We start from the raw sequence: 16,595 nt of genomic DNA, 5'->3' as shown, positions 1-16,595 counted from the left end.
TTATTAGCTTAGAACGCTTTAAACACTGGACTGCGTTCAACAGACACCGCTGTGTGGGAGAGGGCTTACTCGCGATGCAAAACACTTCAGTACCCGTTCGCGGGCAAGCCCGGCTCCCACACGCTTACAGTCGTGCAAGCAAACCTGCTTGCTACGTCTTGAGCTTTTGCCTGGCGCGTAACTGAGTCGTGGTTTCACCGCCCACACCCCAGTTATCGGTCGACACCTCGTCAATCACCACATAGGTGGTCGACGGCGGCTTGTTCAGCACCCGCTCCAGTAACTCGGTGACGCCTTCGATCAGCAGGCGTTTTTGCGCGGCGGTGACCCCTTCTTCAGTCACTTTGATGTTGACGTAAGGCATGACGATTTCCTCATTGATTACCAGGTGCCGCTGGCGCCACCGCCATCGACCGGAATGATTGCACCACTGACAAACGTTGATGACGTCAGGTATAGCACCGCATCGACGATGTCTTGCGGGGTGCCGATGCGACCACTCGGGGACAGCGTTTTAAGAAAAGCCTGAGTGCCCTCATCCGTGCCGTGCATCGGTGTCGCAATGATGCCTGGGGCCACGCCGTTGACCTTTACCTGGGAAGCCGCCAGTTCCAGCGCCAAGCCACGAATAGCACTGTTGAGGCCGCCCTTGATCAACACGGGCAACAACGCCGGGACTTTCACGTTAGGTTGCAGGGCAATGGACGCTGTTATGGCAACGATGTGCCCGCCACCATTGGCGCTCATGTGTCGGGCGGCTGCTTGCGCCGGGTAGAAGAAACCTTTGAGGTTGGTGTCGACAATCGATTCCAGTTGCGTCTCGGTGTAATCGCCCACGGGGCTGGGTACGAATATCCCGGCATTGCTGATCAGAATATCGACCTTGCCAAAGGCTTCCACGGCGCGTTCAAACAAACGAGCAGTGGTTTGCGGCTGGGCGATGTCGCCTTCAACCAACAGAAAATTCGCCGGATTGCCGAGTGAAGCCGCAGCCTCCTGCAAACGGGCCAGGGTCCGGGCGTTGCCCACCACATTAAAGCCCAGGTCCAGATAAGCCTTGGCAATGGCCAGGCCAAGCCCACTGGAAGCGCCGGTGACGATGACTGTTTTATGTGAACGCATGGTGTTTCTCCGCAGGTTCAAGGCTCATGCCTTGGGTGTGGAGGCACTCTAGGTCAGGTCTGAGACTTGAAAAATGAGGCATATAGCATTTGAATAGATACCTCATGTAATTAATTGGCCGTGCGATGACCCGTCATTTTGATGATGTTCAACTGGGCAGTATTGAGCTGTTTTGCCTGGCTGCCGACACCGGCAGTTTTACTGCGGCGGCCAATCTGGCTGGCGTCACACCGGCTGCGGTAAGCCGCTCGGTGGCCCGCCTGGAAGAGCGCTTAGGGGTTCGATTGTTCGTGCGCACCACCCGCCAGATGCGCCTCACTGATGGCGGACGGCTTTACTACCAGCAATGCCGTCAGGCCCTGATGCAATTGGTGGATGCCGAACGTGAAGTCACGGGCCGGCAAAGCCAGCCTTCTGGCTTGTTACGTATCAGTGTGCCCACGCCTTATGCTCACTACCGGTTGCTGCCAAAGTTGCCCGCGTTTCGTCGGCAATTCCCCGACGTTCAGGTCGATGTACACATCAGCAATCGCAACATCGACTTTGCCGATGACGGTTTTGATCTGGCGATCAGAGGCAAGGCGCCGACCGATTCCGGGCTGATTGCCCGCACGCTGGAAGAGGCTGAACTGGTCGTGGTGGCAACGCCTGAGTACTTGCGCGATGCGGGGACGCCCACCTCGCTTGAGGAACTGGCCCGGCATGACTGCATTCAGTACCAACTCCCCAGTAGCGGGCGCAATCTGCCGTGGGCGTTTCAGCGGGACGGTCAATGGATGGAGCTGGAAACCTCAGGCAACTGCGCCTGCCTGGATGATTACCTGGGCGCGGTAACCCTGGTCAAACATGGCGCAGGCCTGATGCAGACCTACCGTTTCACGGTCCAGCAGGCACTGGACAGCGGCGATTTGGTTGAGGTGTTGCGTGAGTTTGGTGGCACCCATCGCCCGTTTATCCTCCTGTACCCGCACGCGCGCCATGTGCCGCAACGGGTACGGGCGTTTATCGACTTTCTGATTCAGGATCGAGAAGTGTGAAATACACGTCGCTGAAACGCAAAAAGCAGCCCTAAGGCTGCTTTCTGAGTGTTTTTTGAAACTGCGTAGCTCCAAAAAACAAAATTTGGAGCGGGAAACGAGACTCGAACTCGCGACCCCGACCTTGGCAAGGTCGTGCTCTACCAACTGAGCTATTCCCGCAATAATGGCGTCCCCTAGGGGACTCGAACCCCTGTTACCGCCGTGAAAGGGCGGTGTCCTAGGCCACTAGACGAAGGGGACGTTGCCCGAAACACACACTGTGCATTTCAGTGCCAGCCGCAGTAACCGAAGTCATCGCTCTGGCTTTTCACTCAACCCTGCCGAAGCAAAGCTGCTGGTGACACAAAAAAAATCAGCCTTCGGCTGATCTTTCAGTCTTCTGGACTATGCGTAGCTCCAAAAAACAAAATTTGGAGCGGGAAACGAGACTCGAACTCGCGACCCCGACCTTGGCAAGGTCGTGCTCTACCAACTGAGCTATTCCCGCAATAATGGCGTCCCCTAGGGGACTCGAACCCCTGTTACCGCCGTGAAAGGGCGGTGTCCTAGGCCACTAGACGAAGGGGACGTTGCCCGAAACGCACACTGTGCATTTCAGTGCCAACCACATTAACCGAAGTTACTGTTTTGGCTTTCACTCAACTTCGCCCTAGAGCAAAGCTGCTTAAAAATGGAGCGGGAAACGAGACTCGAACTCGCGACCCCGACCTTGGCAAGGTCGTGCTCTACCAACTGAGCTATTCCCGCAATGGCGTCCCCTAGGGGACTCGAACCCCTGTTACCGCCGTGAAAGGGCGGTGTCCTAGGCCACTAGACGAAGGGGACACACTACAACTTCACTGGTTACATGCGTTTGGCTGTTCGCTTTACGCTGCAATTGGCGCGCATTCTAGGGATGGTTTAGGAAGTCGTCAACCCCAATATGAAAATTTATTGAAATCAATGACTTCCCTCCCAGAGAGGCTTTTTCTGACACCGTGTAGCGCCGGACTCCTGACGCCTATATTCCAGCATCCTACAAGACGCTATGATGAGCAGGCTTGAGTGATGGCCATTTGCATCTATCGGATCACCACCTTTTTATAGATAGTCAAAACCTTGGTTTTCCTCATACGACACACTCAGAACATGCCTATATAGCAGCACTGCCTGCAACACCATTCACCGGCAAACCACCCTGAAGAGGTTTTAACGTTGACGCCTTCCATGATCACCCTGCTTGTCGTCGCCGGGATCGCCCTTTTGGTCGCCATCGGCTACATGATCCACGTGGTGGAACATAACAAAGTAGAAAAGGCTCGCCTGAAGGTTGAGCTCAATGACCGGACCCGCCGCTGCAGCGAGGTCAACGAGACCTTTCCTGGCCAACTGATGACATCGGCCCTCAAGCTGCTGCTGACACGCCTCGAGCTCAACGCCACGCAGCGCCTGTTGCAACTGCAAAAATCCAGCGCGTCTTTGAAGGCCCGGGTTGCCGAACTTCAGGCACTGGTTGCATTGGGTGAGTCGATTCCGGTCAACAACCCTCCTCGCCCTATCCTGAGCGAAGCCAGGGCAAAGGATGTGCGCTTTTTGCTGGAGACGCTGCACGGGCAAATCACCCGCGCAGCCAAGGATCGTGTGCTTCCAGCCAACGAAGCCAAACAGTGGCTCAAGGAGATCCGCCACTTGCTGGTGGCGCTGCATATCGAGTTCTTCAACAACCTGGGCCAGTTGGCGCTACAACAAAACCAACCGGGCCAGGCACGTCTGGCCTATGAGCGCGCCGTTCAGTACTTGCGCAAACAGCCTGATCTGGCGCCGTACAATGAATCGCTCAGAGCATTTGAAGCGCAACTGGCCCGCGCCAACGCTATTTTGACAAACACACTTGAGCCCAACAGCGATGAAGTCAATGAACTGACCGAAGGCCTTAAAACGGATGAGGCCGATGGTGACTGGAAGAAGAAAGCTATTTACGACTAAAAATCTCGTCGTAGCAGTTGCCGAGCTTTGCGAGGCTACGTCCGACGACGCAGTCGTCGTAAAACCACATTTTGCAGTCACTGCGCTAAAACGCACTCGCCGACCTTTCGATCGCTTCGCAATCGGACGTAGCCTCGCAAAGCTCGGCAACTGCTACAGAGAGACACGCGAAATCACGCAAGGCTTTGCGGACAGTCATCAGAAGGATTCGAAACAGCGCCCAGAACGGGCAAAGGCAATAAATACACAAAGGCAGCCGCGCGGGCTGCCTTTGTGTTTGACGTCAGGCTACCGGATTGATTGGCTTTTCCGGGTACCACACGTCCAACAGCGGGCTAACTTCAGCGCTGGTCAGCTCGGTGCGAGCTTTCAACCAGGCTTCAACAGCTGCACGCTGCTCTGCGCTGACCGAACCGCGCTTCTGCAGGCAAACCAGACCGTAGTCATCGCCGCCCACATAGCCCAGGCCGTTAGCTTCCATGGCTTCTTTCAAGAAAGCGTCAAGGAATGCGTCGATAGCTTCTTCCGACAGGTCTTCTTTGAAATCCAGGTTCAGCTCAAAACCCAGCTCCTGAAATTCATCAACGCACAATTTTTTGCGCAGACGCTGGGAACGATTAGTAGCCATTGAACAATCCTCATAAGTAATTACGGGCGGCACTTTACCAGCTTAAGGCTACGGCTGCCCGGTTCCGTGTGAACGGCTCATCGTTTTCTACTATAAATAAGCCGTTGCCTGTAACAGGCTAATGCACAAGCCCGATGACCTTCGGGCATAATGCCAACACTTTTATGACCATTGAGGGTCTTTTTTCATGCCCTCGTATTTTCCCCCTCGCCTGCAGGGTTTTACTTCATATGATCAAATCTTTACGACCATTGCTTCTGGCCAGCCTGTTTTTGCCGCTCGCCTTCGGCGCCAATGCCGCCCCCGTCAACACCACCCTTTCGCCTAAAGTTCAACAAGCACTCAAGACCAACAAACTGCAAAACGATGCGCTTTCACTGGTATTGCTACCGCTCACCGGCCCCGGCGTGCCTACCGTGTTCAATGCCGATGTGTCGATGAACCCGGCCTCGACCATGAAACTGGTGACCACTTACGCGGCCCTCGAAATGCTCGGCCCGACCCATCAGTGGAAAACCGAGTTCTACACCGATGGCACGCTTAATAACGGGATCCTGCAAGGCAACCTCTACCTCAAGGGCGGCGGCGACCCCAAGCTCAACATGGAAAAACTCTGGCTGCTGATGCGCGACCTGCGCGCCAATGGCGTGCAGCAAGTGACCGGCGATCTGGTACTGGACCGCAATTTCTTCGAACAACCGCAATTGCCGGCGTTTAACGATGACGGCAACGACGAAAACAAACCGTTCCTGGTCAAGCCCGACGCCCTGATGGTCAACCTCAAGGCCCTGCGCTTTGTGGCACGCAATGACTCGGGCAAGGTACTGATCTCGGTCGAGCCGCCGATTGCGAGCATTCGCATCGACAATCAAGTCAAAGCCATCAACGCCAAGCAATGCACCGGAGACGTACGCTACAACCCTGTCACGCAGGCCGATGGCTCTGTTGTGGTCACGGTCAGCGGCCAATTGGCAGATGGCTGCAACTCTCAGACTTACCTGTCTTTGCTTGACCACGCGACCTACACCGCAGGCGCCGTGCGCGCCATCTGGAAAGAACTGGGCGGTAGCATTCAAGGCCAGGACCGTCAGGCCAGCGTGCCAAAAAGCGCTAAATTGCTGGCTCGCGCCTACTCGCCCGATTTGGCCGAGATCATTCGCGACATCAACAAATACAGCAACAACACCATGGCCCAGCAACTATTCCTTAGCCTCGGCGCGCAGTTCCGTACCGACGCCGACGGTGACGACGCCAAGGCCGCCCAGCGTGTTGTGCGCCAATGGCTGGCCAAAAAAGGCATCACCGCACCGCATCTGGTCATGGAAAACGGCTCTGGCCTGTCGCGCGCTGAACGCGTCAGCGCACGAGAGATGGCGCAAATGCTCCAGGCCGCCTGGAAAAGCCCTTACGCTGCCGAGTTCATCAGTTCCATGCCGATTGCCGGTAAAGACGGCACCATGCGCAAACGTCTGAAAACCACCGCCATGAACGGCCAGGCCCATATCAAGACGGGCACCCTGAACACCGTTCGCGCCATTTCGGGCTTTAGCCGCGACAGTAACGGCGACACCTGGGCCGTTGTCGCCATCCTGAACGACCCACGCCCCTGGGGCGCGTCCTCGATTCTCGACCAGGTATTGCTCGATCTGTATCGCCAGCCAGCAGTCGCAAACACCGCGGTATCCATCGCCCAATAAGGGTTTAGCAGGAGAACGCCGCTTCAAATGCAGCGAGAAACCTGTGGGAGCCTGGCTTGCCAGCGATGCGGACGATGCGGTTTCCCTGTTGAACCGCGTCGATAGCATCGCGGGCAAGCCCGCCCCCATGGGTTGGCTTTAGCGCTGAGACCGGTATTTTTAGCAGGCCATAAAAAACGCCCCTGACCTTGCGATCAGGGGCGTTTTTTTATGCCTGTATCAACAGCCCTTAACGGGCCATGATTTTCCAGGCACGGTGGATTTTGCTGTTGCGGGCAAAGTCCGGATCAATGGTGCTGGCGGTGATTTCTTCAACGGCGTAACGCGCTTCCAGATGCTCATCCAGGATGAACTTGCGGAAGTTGTTCGAGAAGTACAACACGCCGCCCGGCGCCAGGCGCGCCATGGCCAGGTCCAGCAACTGCACGTGGTCACGCTGGACGTCGAAGATGCCTTCCATGCGCTTGGAGTTGGAGAAGGTCGGCGGATCAATGAAGATCAGGTCGTACTCTTCACGGCACGCATCCAGCCACACCATCACATCGCCCTGCTCCAGGCGGTTTTTGTCAGAAAAACCGTTCAATGACAGGTTGCGACGCGCCCAGTCCAGATAGGTTTTCGACAAGTCGACGCTGGTGGTGCTGCGCGCGCCGCCTTTGGCTGCGTGCACGCTGGCGGTCGCGGTGTAGCAGTACAGGTTGAGGAAGCGCTTGCCAGCCGCCTCTTTTTGAATCCGCATGCGCATCGGACGGTGGTCCAGGAACAGACCGGTGTCCAGGTAGTCGGTGAGGTTCACCAGCAGCTTCACGCCGCCTTCATTGACCTCAGTGAACTTGCCCTGCGCACTTTGGCGCTCGTACTGCTTGGTGCCGCTCTGACGCTCGCGACGCTTGACGATCACGCGGCTCTTGTCGATGTTCAGCGCCTGCGGGATGGCCGCCAGCGCATCGAACATACGGGCCGAGGCTTTTTCCGGGTCAATGGATTTTGGCGCCGCGTATTCCTGAACGTGAACCCAGTCGTGGTACAGGTCGATGGCCATTGAGTATTCAGGCATGTCGGCATCGTAAACGCGGTAGCAATCAATGCCTTCACGCTTAACCCACTTACCCAGCGCCTTGAGGTTCTTTTGCAGGCGGTTGGCAAACATTTGCCCGCCTTCGCTCAAGCGCGGCTGCTCGATCACCACAGGAGCCGGTTTGATCGGGTTGCCGTTTTTGTTGAATTTCTCGTATTTGGTCGGCGCTTCGATGTTCGACGGCAGGTCCGATTCGGCCTGCTCGCGCTCTGCTTGACGCTGCTCAGGGGTACGACGCTCGCCGGTGACGAACTGGTCTGGCGTGACCTTGATCAACAGCAGCTTGCACGGCAAAGCGCCGTTCCAGAACGAATACTGTTTGTGGCTGCGAATACCCATGCGCTTGCCCAGATCCGGGGCGCCGGTAAACACCGCAGCCTCCCAGTTCAGGCAGGCCTGACGCAGGCGCTCACCCAGGTTCTGGTAGAGGTAGAGCAAACTCGCCTCATCACCCAGACGCTCGCCGTACGGAGGGTTGCAGATGACCAGGCCTTTCTGGTTTTGGTCAGGACGCGGCTCGAACGTCGCGACTTCGCCCTGGTAGATCTTGATCCAGTGGCTCAGCCCCGCACGCTCGATGTTATTGCGCGCTGGCTGGATCAGGCGCGGGTCGGCTTCGTAACCACGGATCCACAGGGGCGGTTTGGCCATGCCAATTTCCGCACGCTCGGTCGCTTCTTCGTGAAGTTTTTTCCAGATGGCCGGTACGTGGCCCAGCCAAGCGTCAAAACCCCAATGGATACGATTGAGGTTCGGCGCCATGTCGGCGGCGATCATCGCGCCTTCAACCAGGAACGTACCCACGCCGCACATCGGGTCAGCCAGCGCTGCGCCTTCGGCCGCCATACGTGGCCAGCCGGCACGGATCAAAATCGCGGCTGCGAGGTTTTCTTTCAGCGGTGCCGCACCTTGCTGCAGACGATAGCCGCGCTGGTGCAAGCTGCTGCCCGACAAGTCGAGGGACAGAATCGCTTCGCCACGGTCCAGGCGCAAATGGATGCGCAGGTCAGGGCTGAACTTGTCAATCGACGGGCGCTCGCCAGACGGCGTGCGCAGTTTGTCGACGATGGCATCCTTAACTTTCAAGGCACCAAAGTGAGTGTTGTCGATGCCCGAGCCGTGACCGCTGAATTCAACAGCCAGCGTGCCGTCCGGGACCATATGGTCATGCCATTCAACGTCCAGTACGCCGTGGTAAAGGTCTTCAGCGTCCTTCATCGGGAAACGCTTGAGCACCAGCAGCACACGGTTGGCCAGACGCGACCACAGGCACAGACGGTAGGCAGTTTCCATATCTGCCATGCCGCGAATAGCCGAGGTGTGCTCGCGGGCTTCCTCAAGACCAAGGCCGATAGCCTCCTCAAGGAGAAGGCCTTCAAGGCCTTTGGGGCAGGTAAGGAAGAGTTCGTAACGATCCGACATGGGATTCCTGAGCTTTTAGCTTTCTGTGAGGAGGCAACGCATTGCCTGCTCCGTTTTCAATCAAGCGCTTTTCTTGAAGAGCGCTCGTGTGGCACGAAACTGTGCCGTTCCACTTCAGCGACAGAGCCCTGCCTGATGCAGGGTGAGTCTAGACGCTGATGCAGTTCATTCATTAAGAAACAATTGGTCATATTCAGACCCTTCGTCGAATAGTACCTGAGTAAAACGAGAGGCTATTCGCGACGGAGAATGAAACTCATCATCTTTGCAAGCACTCGCCCTATCAGGCTTTAGTCGAATCCGAGCCTGTAAAAACAGCCTTTCTTATGGCTCTAACACCATTATCGTTACGTCCTTATGACAAAACGATCATTCCATCCTCTGAGTGCTTTGGTTAGAACTGAACTCAGGTTGTCGCCGCACAGGTGATAACGAAAAGGCTCGCCACGCCGGCAGCGAGCACCCAACGGCAGAACACTCTGCCCCGACCTCTGGTAGGTCGACGCTATATAAAACAGTCAACAAGTGAGGGCAACACCCTATGAGAAGACTTAAGCGTGATCCGTTGGAAAGAGCTTTTTTACGCGGATATCAATATGGCGTTCATGGTAAATCCCGTGAGCTTTGCCCTTTTACTCTACCGTCGGTACGCCAAGCCTGGATTAACGGCTGGCGCGAAGGACGCGGCGACAACTGGGACGGTATGACTGGCACTGCGGGCATCCACAGACTCAACGAACTTCACGCCGTCGGTTAACAACGGGCACGTAAAACCACCACGAAGCAACAACGTCTTAACCTTGCCGTCCTATCCAGGCGGCGGGCTTCGGCCCAAGGGCTCCTTATGGGAGCCCTTTTTTATGCCTGTTTTCGGCGGCGCTGCTTATTGGCGGCCCAAGGATGAAATGGCATCCACCGACTCACGAATCAAGGCCGGGCCTTTGTAGATGAACCCCGAGTAAATTTGTACCAGGCTGGCTCCTGCGGCAATTTTCTCAGCCGCATGCTTGCCTTCCGTAATCCCGCCTGCGGCGATGATCGGCATCCGCCCAGCCAACTCAGCGGCCAGCACCTTGACCGTATGGGTGCTTTTTTCCAGAACCGGGGCGCCAGACAAACCGCCCGCCTCGTCAGCGTGCGCCAAACCTTCTACACCAACGCGGCTAAGCGTGGTGTTGGTGGCAATCACGGCGTCCATACCGGTCTCTAGCAGCGCCTGAGCCACGAGCACGGTTTCCTCGTCCGTCATATCAGGTGCGATCTTGATCGCCAGAGGTACGCGCTTACCGTGGCGCTGCGTGAGTTCGTTCTGACGCAGCTGTAGGGCTTCAAGCAATTGCTTGAGCGAATCACCAAACTGCAAGCTGCGCAGACCCGGCGTGTTAGGTGAGCTGACATTAACGGTCACGTAACTGGCGTGAGCGTAAACCTTGTCCAGGCAAATCAGATAATCGTCAACGGCACGCTCAACCGGCGTGTCGAAGTTCTTGCCGATGTTGATCCCCAGGATGCCGGTGTATTTGGCTGCCTGTACGCGACTCAACAGATGATCAACGCCAAGGTTGTTGAAACCCATGCGGTTGATGATTGCCTGCGCTTCAGGCAACCGAAAAATACGCGGCTTTGGATTACCGGGCTGAGGACGCGGAGTCACCGTGCCGACTTCAACAAAGCCAAAACCCAATTGGGCGAAGCCATCGATGGCAGCACCGTTTTTATCCAGACCTGCAGCCAGACCGACCGGGTTTGGGAAGTTCAGCCCCATGACTGTCACTGGCAGCTTCGCCGGTGCCTTGCACAACAAACCATTGAGCCCCAGACGGCCACCCGCACCGATCAAGTCCAGCGACAGATCGTGAGAGGCTTCGGGGGAAAGTTTGAAAAGCAGCTGGCGGGCCAGGTTATACATGGGCGTAATGGACTCGAAGGGTAACGGAATAAGGGCGCAATTATAGCTGCGACGCCCGGCGAATCACAGGCAAAGAAAAACCCGGCCTGAGCCGGGTTTTTCTGATCAGGCTAGCTAAAAATTAATTAGCTTGAGCTTGAACGACCGCTTCTACGCGACGGTTCAGAGCTTGACCTTCTTTAGTAGCGTTGGTAGCGATTGGATCTGCTTTACCGTGGCCAACTGCGTCTACACGACCAGCAGAAACACCTTGCTGAACCAGAGCTTGACGAACAGAGTCAGCACGACGCTGCGACAGTCTCAGGTTGTAAGCATCGGTACCGACGCTGTCAGTGTAACCATTCACAGTAGTGGTGGTTGCAGGGTATTGCTGCATGAACTGAGCAACGTTTTTGATGTCTGGCAGGTACTGAGATTTAACAACAGCTTTGTCGAAGTCGAACTTAACGTCCAGTTCAACCTTAACAACTTCAGCGATTGGAGCTTCTGGTTCTGGCTCAGCGATTGGTGCTGGAGCTGGAACTGGAGCCGGGGCTACTTTGCCGCCGCTGCCGCCGAAGTTAACACCCAGGCCAACGGTAGGAGCGTAGTCCCACTTGCCGTTGTCCAGTTTGTAGTCAGCTTCAACGCCTGCACGGGCGAACAAGTTGTCAGTGATGTACCACTTAACACCAGCGCCAGCAGTCAGGAAAGTAGACTGGTCGCGACCGCTGTGGCCGTCAGCTTCTACGTTGGTCATGCTCTTGTGAGCAACACCACCAGAAACGTATGGACGCAGTGCGTCACCTACGTTGCCGAAGTGGTACTGAGCGTTCAGACCAAAGTTGTCGCCTTTGATTTTCTGATGGCCAGTGCCGTCGTTCGAACGGGTGTGGTTAGTGGTGTCGTAGGTCAGGTTCAACGAAACGTCGTCGGTCAGGAAGTAACCGATCGATGCGCCTGGGTTGTAACCGTCTTCTACGTGCTTGACGCTGTCGTTGTACTGTTTTTTGTAGAACAGTTCACCCTCGACCGCGCCTTGGCCTTGTGCCAGGGCACCGAACGAAGTTGCGGCTACAAAGGAACCAATGGCAATGCCCAAGGTGTTTTTCAGTTTCATCCGTTAAATCCCCATCTGGTGATTGTAAAGCAGTCCCACATACCGGGGGACAACTCGGCGGCAAGTCTATCAGACCTTGCCTAAACGTAGATCCATTTGCACTGAACTAAGTTTCAGCAATACCTGCAAATTTCTCACGCAATTTATCAAGAGCACGCTTGTATCTCATCTTCGTCGCGCTCAAACCCATATGCATTATGTCCGCGATTTCCTGAAATTCCAGTTCTGCGACAAAACGCAGCACCAAAATCTCGCGATCAATCGGATTCACATGCACCAGCCAGCGATCAAGTCCGCCCTTTTCCTCAGGTTTCGGCGCCTTTTCTTCAGACGCTTCCTCAAGGGGGTCAATACTTAATGCGTCCATCAAGCGACGCTTTCGCCGTTCCTTCCGATACTGTGTGATGCATTCGTTGTAAGTGATGCTATATAGCCATGTCTTGAATTTCGATTTGCCCTCGAAATTCTTCAAGCCGTACAACACCTTAAGCATCACTTCCTGACAGACATCGTCAGCGTCCCTATCGTTCCCTAAATACCTTGAACAAACGTTGAACAAAGTGCGTTGATAGCGACGCATCAATTCTTCATAAGCACGTGTGACGTGAAACAACTCATCATGCGCGCGCGCAACCAACTCCTCATCAGAGAGCTCGCGGGGGTCGTAGCGCATGGATAGCGATTGGGCTTTATTCAAAACGAGTCGTGCCGACAGTCAGGTCAATGGCCGCCGTATCAGCCACAGGAGCAGGCGTTTTTACGGCGGCATACATTAGCAGGGTTTGCCGCATCAGCGGCTTGTCACGTGCTGCTCCAGCAAGATCCGATTGGAAATTGAGACTAGCTCACCTTCCTCGGTCAGCAACGTGGTTTTAACCGTGCCGATCTCTTCGATCTGCCCTTCGACCTCGCCAATTCGCACTTCTTGCCCCACCTGATACAACTCACGCACATAGATCCCGGCAAGAATCTGCCCGGCAATTTCACGGCTTCCCAGCCCCATCGCCAAGGCAACAGCCAGACCAACGGTAATCAGCACAATCACAATCACATGGTTCAGGAGGTCGGTTTTAACCTCTAACTGACTGATTGCGACCGAAATACTGATGATGATGACCAAGCCCTGAGCCACACGCCCCAGGCCGCTTGCGTAATCAAACCCGACACTCTCGGCAGCGCCACGCACCAGACCATTGAGCAGTTGTGCTACCAGCACACCCGCTAACAACACTAGCAGCGCGCCAAAAACCTTGGGCAAATAAACCGTGAAAATATCCAGCGCCGCAGAAACGCGATCCAGCCCCAGCGATTGAGCCGCCGACACCAGAAAGACCAGCAGGATGAACCAATAGACAATTTTTCCGATCAGGGTCGAGATGGGCACCTTGATGCCCACACGCGCCAGGATCTTGGTCAGGCCAGTGCCGCCCATGAGGCGATCAAGGCCCAGCTTGGCAAGCAGTTTCGACAGCAAGGTATCAAGCAGTTTGGCAACCACGAAACCTAGCAGTACGACCACCAGCGCCCCGAAAAGGTTCGGAATGAAGTTGGCAATTTTAGTCCACAAGGCAGTCATTGCCGTGACCAGGCTCTGGGTCCAGAGATCAAGTTCCATGTTCAATCAGCCTTATCAACAGGGCGAGCAGCAGGTTTGCGCCGCGAAACGGGCGCAATATGAGCGGAACCGCTATTCAAAGCAATCGTCAGTGCTTGCATCCAGCGACCCGGCAAACTGAAAAGGTCACCCGCGCCAACCTGTCGATTGGCGGTTTTCAGAACTCGGCCCAAACACGCATCGTCGTCTCGGGTGGACGATGGCGCCTTGAGCATTTCACGTAACGACTGTTCAAACGGATCGTGCATAAGCACCTCTCGATATGTCTGTGAAAGACGCAGGCAACGCTCATCGGGTCACATGACCCGCATTCAAAGCCACTGCAAACGTCGATAAAACCACCACTGCCCCACACCAATAATCAGCATCACGACGCACATCACGGTAAAGCCATAAGGATTGTTGGAGAACGGCACACCGCCCACGTTAATCCCCAGTAAGCCGGTGATAAATGTAATCGGCAGGAAGATCCCGGTGAGCACGCCAAAGCGGTACATGATGCGACTCATGCGCACGTTCAAACGGCGATCCACGGCCTCAAGGACCAGCCCCACGCGCTCGCGAGTCAGTTCGAGCTCTTCCAGATAGCGCGTCAGACTGTTGTTGAGTTCGTTCCAGTAATCAGCCACATCGCTGCTGAACCACGGTAATTTTGTCCGCGTAAGCTGCCCAAAAATATCCCGCTGGGGAGCCAGAAAACGACGCAGACCTGCTGCCCTGCGGCGGATCTGCAAGATAGCGCTGTGCTCGGGGGTATACCGTTCGTCGGCATCTATCTTATCTTCTTCATCATCGACGATTTCAGACAGCTCACCGATCAAATCCTGGACTTTCAGCGTCAGGTACTGAGCGAGGTACAGCATCAATTCTGCGGGGTTTTTCGGACCTTCGCCCTGCTCGAAATCACTCAACATTTCATCAATCGCGCGCAATGGGCGAAAGCGCAACGAAATGACCCGTTGTGAGCTGCCGAAAATACGCAGCGACACCATGTCTTCCGGCTCGGCACCCGGATTGAGGTTCACGCCGCGCAAAAACAGCAACAGCTCGTTATTGGGCAATGGCAGCAAGCGTGGACGGGTGTTTTCTTCAAGCAGCAAGTCGCAACTGAAGTCACTTAAACCGCTCGAAGTGCGCAGCCAGCTCTGGGTTTGCGGATGACTGCGATCCCAGTGCAACCAAAGGCTTTCGTGGCTTTTCAGCTCAAGATCATTCAGGTCGGTGCGCGAAATGGCCCGCGCACCGCCTTCACCGTCCAACAGCAGGGCATGCACCAGCCCCCACTGCGCGTTGTCTTCCTCAAACATCCGTGATCCTTGTCGTCAAAGCGTTTAGTCCGGCATTTTCAGCGCAGAAGGCGAAATAATAACGCCATTGTTATCCGCATAAATGAATTCTCCCGGGCGGAACGTGACACCTGCAAACGTAACCGCCACGTTCAAATCACCGATCCCGCGCTTGTCGGTCTTCAACGGGTGACTGGCCAAGGCCTGAACGCCAAGGTCTGTTTGCGCGATGACGTCCACGTCGCGAATACAGCCGTAAATCACCAAGCCTTCCCAGCCATTTTTGGCCGCTTTTTCAGCCAGCATGTCACCCAGCAAGGCCCGGCGCAGGGAACCACCACCATCAACCACCAATACCTTGCCATTGCCCTTGAGCTCGACCTGGTCTTTGACCAGCGAGTTATCTTCAAAGCATTTGATGGTCACAATCTCGCCACCAAAGGAATCACGCCCGCCAAAGTTGCTGAACATGGGCTCCAGCACCTGCACCAGCTCAGGGTAGGCATCGCACAAATCGGGAGTGATGTAGTGGTTCATGAAAAAGCTCCTGTTTAGGGTAGGCGCAACGAGGGTTGTTAACGTTATAGACGTTCTGGTGGAAGCTGGCTTTATAGATGACCCAGAGAACCAATCAACCAAGCCTTCACAAAATATGACCAAATCAAGCTGATGCGTCACATCTTAGCCGCAACCTTTGCCGCCCGAAACCCCGCTGACACTTATCCGCGGGGCTCAACCTGTGCCAGCCAGTCACGCACCAATGGCCACACTTCTTGCTGAGCTGCCGGGCTCACCAACATCTCGACATGCCCAAAGTCGGAGCTAAAAGCCTGCCCACGCGCCAAAGAGAGGAACGTGCGCTGGGCAGAGCCTAGCTGGTCATACACTTTACGGCATGCCCACTCAGGCGTTACCCGATCACCTTGCGCAGCGACAACCAGCGCAGGCAGCTGCACCTCGGCCAGCCCGGTCCACCAATCGCGCTCAGCGTCTTTGAAACGACCCAGAAAGCCATTCCAGCGCAAGGTTTCCAGGGCAATGCTGACAGGCTCATCTTCCGGCCCACGCTTGAGCCGCGTGCCCGACAAGTGCGTAAACCGTTTCAACAGTAGATAAGCGCACCATTGCACCGGAGGTATTTTCAGTGACCAGTAACGGCGATTGATCTGGCAACCAAAAAACGCGACCGAGGCCACGTCATTCGCTTCCAGATACTGACCACCGAGGGCCGCAGCCAGGCTGACAGCCCCTTGAGAATGGCCGATCCAGTGCGGGACTTGCCCACTCTGCTCGCGCACAAACGCGTTAATGGCCGGCAAATCGTAGCGGGCATAGTCAGCCACGCGGTTTTTGGCCCAGTGAATATTGCGCGACGACAGACCATGGCCGCGCATTTCCGGCAGCCACACATCAAAACCTGCACGCGCCAAAAACGCGCCCAGCCCGACACCTTTGGGTGAGTACCAGAAACGTCGATTGGAAAAGCTGCCGTGCAACAGAATGACCGGCACGCCCCGCACCTGGCTGGCGTCGGCCATGCCCAGGCGGGTGACCACCAACTCCACGGAAATATCCGGGCTGTTAGCGGGCTTCAAGCGATAAACGTCCTCGCTCAGATCCCCCCGACGCTCAGCGCTAATCAGGGCTACGGGAAAAAGATGACTGCTGCTTTGCATAATGCTCTTGCACAAAAAAGGGCGAATCCACCTCGGAACTCGCCCTAAAACTGCTTAT

The 16,595-nt window shown here is 55.7% G+C and carries 16 protein-coding genes and 6 tRNA genes; 4 read left to right on the top strand and 18 right to left on the bottom strand.

The features are described 5' to 3' along the window. Positions 1-151 precede the first annotated feature (151 nt). Positions 152-364, bottom strand: a complete 213-nt coding sequence (locus tag RHM56_RS04315) for a 4-oxalocrotonate tautomerase family protein (RefSeq protein ID WP_322238924.1) — start codon at positions 362-364, stop codon at positions 152-154. Between the two features lie 17 nt (positions 365-381). After that, on the bottom strand, positions 382-1,122 hold the full coding sequence (locus RHM56_RS04310) for an SDR family oxidoreductase (RefSeq protein ID WP_322238922.1): 741 nt from the start codon (positions 1,120-1,122) through the stop codon (positions 382-384). 125 nt (positions 1,123-1,247) lie between these two features. Here RHM56_RS04310 and RHM56_RS04305 point away from each other — a divergent pair, with 125 nt between their 5' ends. Next, the gene (locus RHM56_RS04305; protein ID WP_322238920.1) at positions 1,248-2,159 is read left to right on the top strand and encodes a LysR family transcriptional regulator; all 912 of its coding nucleotides are present in this window, start codon (positions 1,248-1,250) and stop codon (positions 2,157-2,159) included. A gap of 86 nt (positions 2,160-2,245) precedes the next feature. On the opposite strand, the gene RHM56_RS04300 is transcribed toward RHM56_RS04305, so the two are convergent. From RHM56_RS04300 to RHM56_RS04275, 6 genes are all read right to left on the bottom strand, one after another. Continuing rightward, positions 2,246-2,321 (bottom strand) — tRNA-Gly (locus tag RHM56_RS04300). Positions 2,322-2,326: 5 nt separating this feature from the next. Then, a tRNA-Glu gene (locus tag RHM56_RS04295) sits at positions 2,327-2,402 on the bottom strand. A gap of 171 nt (positions 2,403-2,573) precedes the next feature. Further along, positions 2,574-2,649 (bottom strand) — tRNA-Gly (locus RHM56_RS04290). A gap of 5 nt (positions 2,650-2,654) precedes the next feature. Beyond that, positions 2,655-2,730, bottom strand: a tRNA-Glu gene (locus RHM56_RS04285). Positions 2,731-2,833: 103 nt separating this feature from the next. Further along, positions 2,834-2,909, bottom strand: a tRNA-Gly gene (locus RHM56_RS04280). A 2-nt stretch (positions 2,910-2,911) separates the two neighbouring features. Continuing rightward, positions 2,912-2,987: transfer RNA gene (locus tag RHM56_RS04275), tRNA-Glu, on the bottom strand. A 381-nt stretch (positions 2,988-3,368) separates the two neighbouring features. Here RHM56_RS04275 and RHM56_RS04270 point away from each other — a divergent pair. After that, positions 3,369-4,127: a hypothetical protein gene (locus tag RHM56_RS04270; RefSeq protein ID WP_322238918.1), complete on the top strand. Its 759-nt coding sequence runs from the start codon at positions 3,369-3,371 to the stop codon at positions 4,125-4,127. 283 nt (positions 4,128-4,410) lie between these two features. On the opposite strand, the gene RHM56_RS04265 is transcribed toward RHM56_RS04270, so the two are convergent. Then, the gene (locus RHM56_RS04265; protein ID WP_322238916.1) at positions 4,411-4,755 is read right to left on the bottom strand and encodes a YggL family protein; all 345 of its coding nucleotides are present in this window, start codon (positions 4,753-4,755) and stop codon (positions 4,411-4,413) included. A 230-nt stretch (positions 4,756-4,985) separates the two neighbouring features. Between RHM56_RS04265 and dacB the strand changes: the two genes are divergently transcribed. Next, positions 4,986-6,452, top strand: coding sequence for a D-alanyl-D-alanine carboxypeptidase/D-alanyl-D-alanine-endopeptidase (gene dacB, locus RHM56_RS04260; protein WP_322238913.1), 1,467 nt, complete (start codon positions 4,986-4,988; stop codon positions 6,450-6,452). Positions 6,453-6,681: 229 nt separating this feature from the next. On the opposite strand, the gene rlmKL is transcribed toward dacB, so the two are convergent. Then, positions 6,682-8,952, bottom strand: coding sequence for a bifunctional 23S rRNA (guanine(2069)-N(7))-methyltransferase RlmK/23S rRNA (guanine(2445)-N(2))-methyltransferase RlmL (rlmKL, locus tag RHM56_RS04255; protein ID WP_322238911.1), 2,271 nt, complete (start codon positions 8,950-8,952; stop codon positions 6,682-6,684). Between the two features lie 541 nt (positions 8,953-9,493). Between rlmKL and rmf the strand changes: the two genes are divergently transcribed. After that, positions 9,494-9,709 carry a ribosome modulation factor gene (rmf, locus tag RHM56_RS04250; RefSeq protein ID WP_002553055.1) on the top strand — a complete coding sequence of 72 codons (216 nt, stop codon included), beginning with the start codon at positions 9,494-9,496 and terminating at the stop codon, positions 9,707-9,709. A 126-nt stretch (positions 9,710-9,835) separates the two neighbouring features. Here rmf and RHM56_RS04245 read toward each other — a convergent pair whose 3' ends face one another. From RHM56_RS04245 to RHM56_RS04210, 8 genes are all read right to left on the bottom strand, one after another. Next, on the bottom strand, positions 9,836-10,861 hold the full coding sequence (locus RHM56_RS04245) for a quinone-dependent dihydroorotate dehydrogenase (protein ID WP_322238909.1): 1,026 nt from the start codon (positions 10,859-10,861) through the stop codon (positions 9,836-9,838). Between the two features lie 121 nt (positions 10,862-10,982). After that, on the bottom strand, positions 10,983-11,960 hold the full coding sequence (locus RHM56_RS04240) for an OmpA family protein (protein WP_322238907.1): 978 nt from the start codon (positions 11,958-11,960) through the stop codon (positions 10,983-10,985). A 106-nt stretch (positions 11,961-12,066) separates the two neighbouring features. After that, entirely contained in the window at positions 12,067-12,657 is a 591-nt protein-coding gene (gene sigX, locus RHM56_RS04235; RefSeq protein ID WP_029612359.1) for an RNA polymerase sigma factor SigX, read from the bottom strand. Between the two features lie 93 nt (positions 12,658-12,750). Next, complete coding sequence (locus RHM56_RS04230) at positions 12,751-13,575, bottom strand: mechanosensitive ion channel family protein (protein ID WP_322238904.1); 825 nt, start codon at positions 13,573-13,575, stop codon at positions 12,751-12,753. A gap of 2 nt (positions 13,576-13,577) precedes the next feature. After that, positions 13,578-13,823, bottom strand: coding sequence for a hypothetical protein (locus RHM56_RS04225; RefSeq protein WP_019407992.1), 246 nt, complete (start codon positions 13,821-13,823; stop codon positions 13,578-13,580). 63 nt (positions 13,824-13,886) lie between these two features. Continuing rightward, positions 13,887-14,882 carry a zinc transporter ZntB gene (locus tag RHM56_RS04220; RefSeq protein ID WP_322238901.1) on the bottom strand — a complete coding sequence of 332 codons (996 nt, stop codon included), beginning with the start codon at positions 14,880-14,882 and terminating at the stop codon, positions 13,887-13,889. Positions 14,883-14,906: 24 nt separating this feature from the next. Then, complete coding sequence (gene rraA / locus RHM56_RS04215; RefSeq protein ID WP_019407990.1) at positions 14,907-15,398, bottom strand: ribonuclease E activity regulator RraA; 492 nt, start codon at positions 15,396-15,398, stop codon at positions 14,907-14,909. A 182-nt stretch (positions 15,399-15,580) separates the two neighbouring features. Continuing rightward, positions 15,581-16,537 (bottom strand): alpha/beta fold hydrolase, encoded by a 957-nt coding sequence (locus RHM56_RS04210; protein WP_322238898.1) that lies wholly within the window; start codon positions 16,535-16,537, stop codon positions 15,581-15,583. Between the last annotated feature and the right edge of the window lie 58 nt (positions 16,538-16,595).

This window comes from Pseudomonas sp. CCC3.1, from assembly GCF_034347405.1.
Taxonomy (GTDB): Bacteria; Pseudomonadota; Gammaproteobacteria; order Pseudomonadales; family Pseudomonadaceae; genus Aquipseudomonas.
This window is presented reverse-complemented; position numbering and strand designations above follow the sequence as displayed.

What these genes read in the sequence shown, in the direction of transcription:
- RHM56_RS04315 (WP_322238924.1), bottom strand. Translation starts at nt 364, where the DNA reads ATGCCTTACGTCAACATCAAAGTGACTGAAGAAGGGGTCACCGCCGCG.
- RHM56_RS04310 (WP_322238922.1), bottom strand. Translation starts at nt 1,122, where the DNA reads ATGCGTTCACATAAAACAGTCATCGTCACCGGCGCTTCCAGTGGGCTT.
- RHM56_RS04305 (WP_322238920.1), top strand. Translation starts at nt 1,248, where the DNA reads ATGACCCGTCATTTTGATGATGTTCAACTGGGCAGTATTGAGCTGTTT.
- RHM56_RS04270 (WP_322238918.1), top strand. Translation starts at nt 3,369, where the DNA reads ATGATCACCCTGCTTGTCGTCGCCGGGATCGCCCTTTTGGTCGCCATC.
- RHM56_RS04265 (WP_322238916.1), bottom strand. Translation starts at nt 4,755, where the DNA reads ATGGCTACTAATCGTTCCCAGCGTCTGCGCAAAAAATTGTGCGTTGAT.
- dacB (WP_322238913.1), top strand. Translation starts at nt 4,986, where the DNA reads ATGATCAAATCTTTACGACCATTGCTTCTGGCCAGCCTGTTTTTGCCG.
- rlmKL (WP_322238911.1), bottom strand. Translation starts at nt 8,952, where the DNA reads ATGTCGGATCGTTACGAACTCTTCCTTACCTGCCCCAAAGGCCTTGAA.
- rmf (WP_002553055.1), top strand. Translation starts at nt 9,494, where the DNA reads ATGAGAAGACTTAAGCGTGATCCGTTGGAAAGAGCTTTTTTACGCGGA.
- RHM56_RS04245 (WP_322238909.1), bottom strand. Translation starts at nt 10,861, where the DNA reads ATGTATAACCTGGCCCGCCAGCTGCTTTTCAAACTTTCCCCCGAAGCC.
- RHM56_RS04240 (WP_322238907.1), bottom strand. Translation starts at nt 11,960, where the DNA reads ATGAAACTGAAAAACACCTTGGGCATTGCCATTGGTTCCTTTGTAGCC.
- RHM56_RS04230 (WP_322238904.1), bottom strand. Translation starts at nt 13,575, where the DNA reads ATGGAACTTGATCTCTGGACCCAGAGCCTGGTCACGGCAATGACTGCC.
- RHM56_RS04225 (WP_019407992.1), bottom strand. Translation starts at nt 13,823, where the DNA reads ATGCACGATCCGTTTGAACAGTCGTTACGTGAAATGCTCAAGGCGCCA.
- RHM56_RS04220 (WP_322238901.1), bottom strand. Translation starts at nt 14,882, where the DNA reads ATGTTTGAGGAAGACAACGCGCAGTGGGGGCTGGTGCATGCCCTGCTG.
- rraA (WP_019407990.1), bottom strand. Translation starts at nt 15,398, where the DNA reads ATGAACCACTACATCACTCCCGATTTGTGCGATGCCTACCCTGAGCTG.
- RHM56_RS04210 (WP_322238898.1), bottom strand. Translation starts at nt 16,537, where the DNA reads ATGCAAAGCAGCAGTCATCTTTTTCCCGTAGCCCTGATTAGCGCTGAG.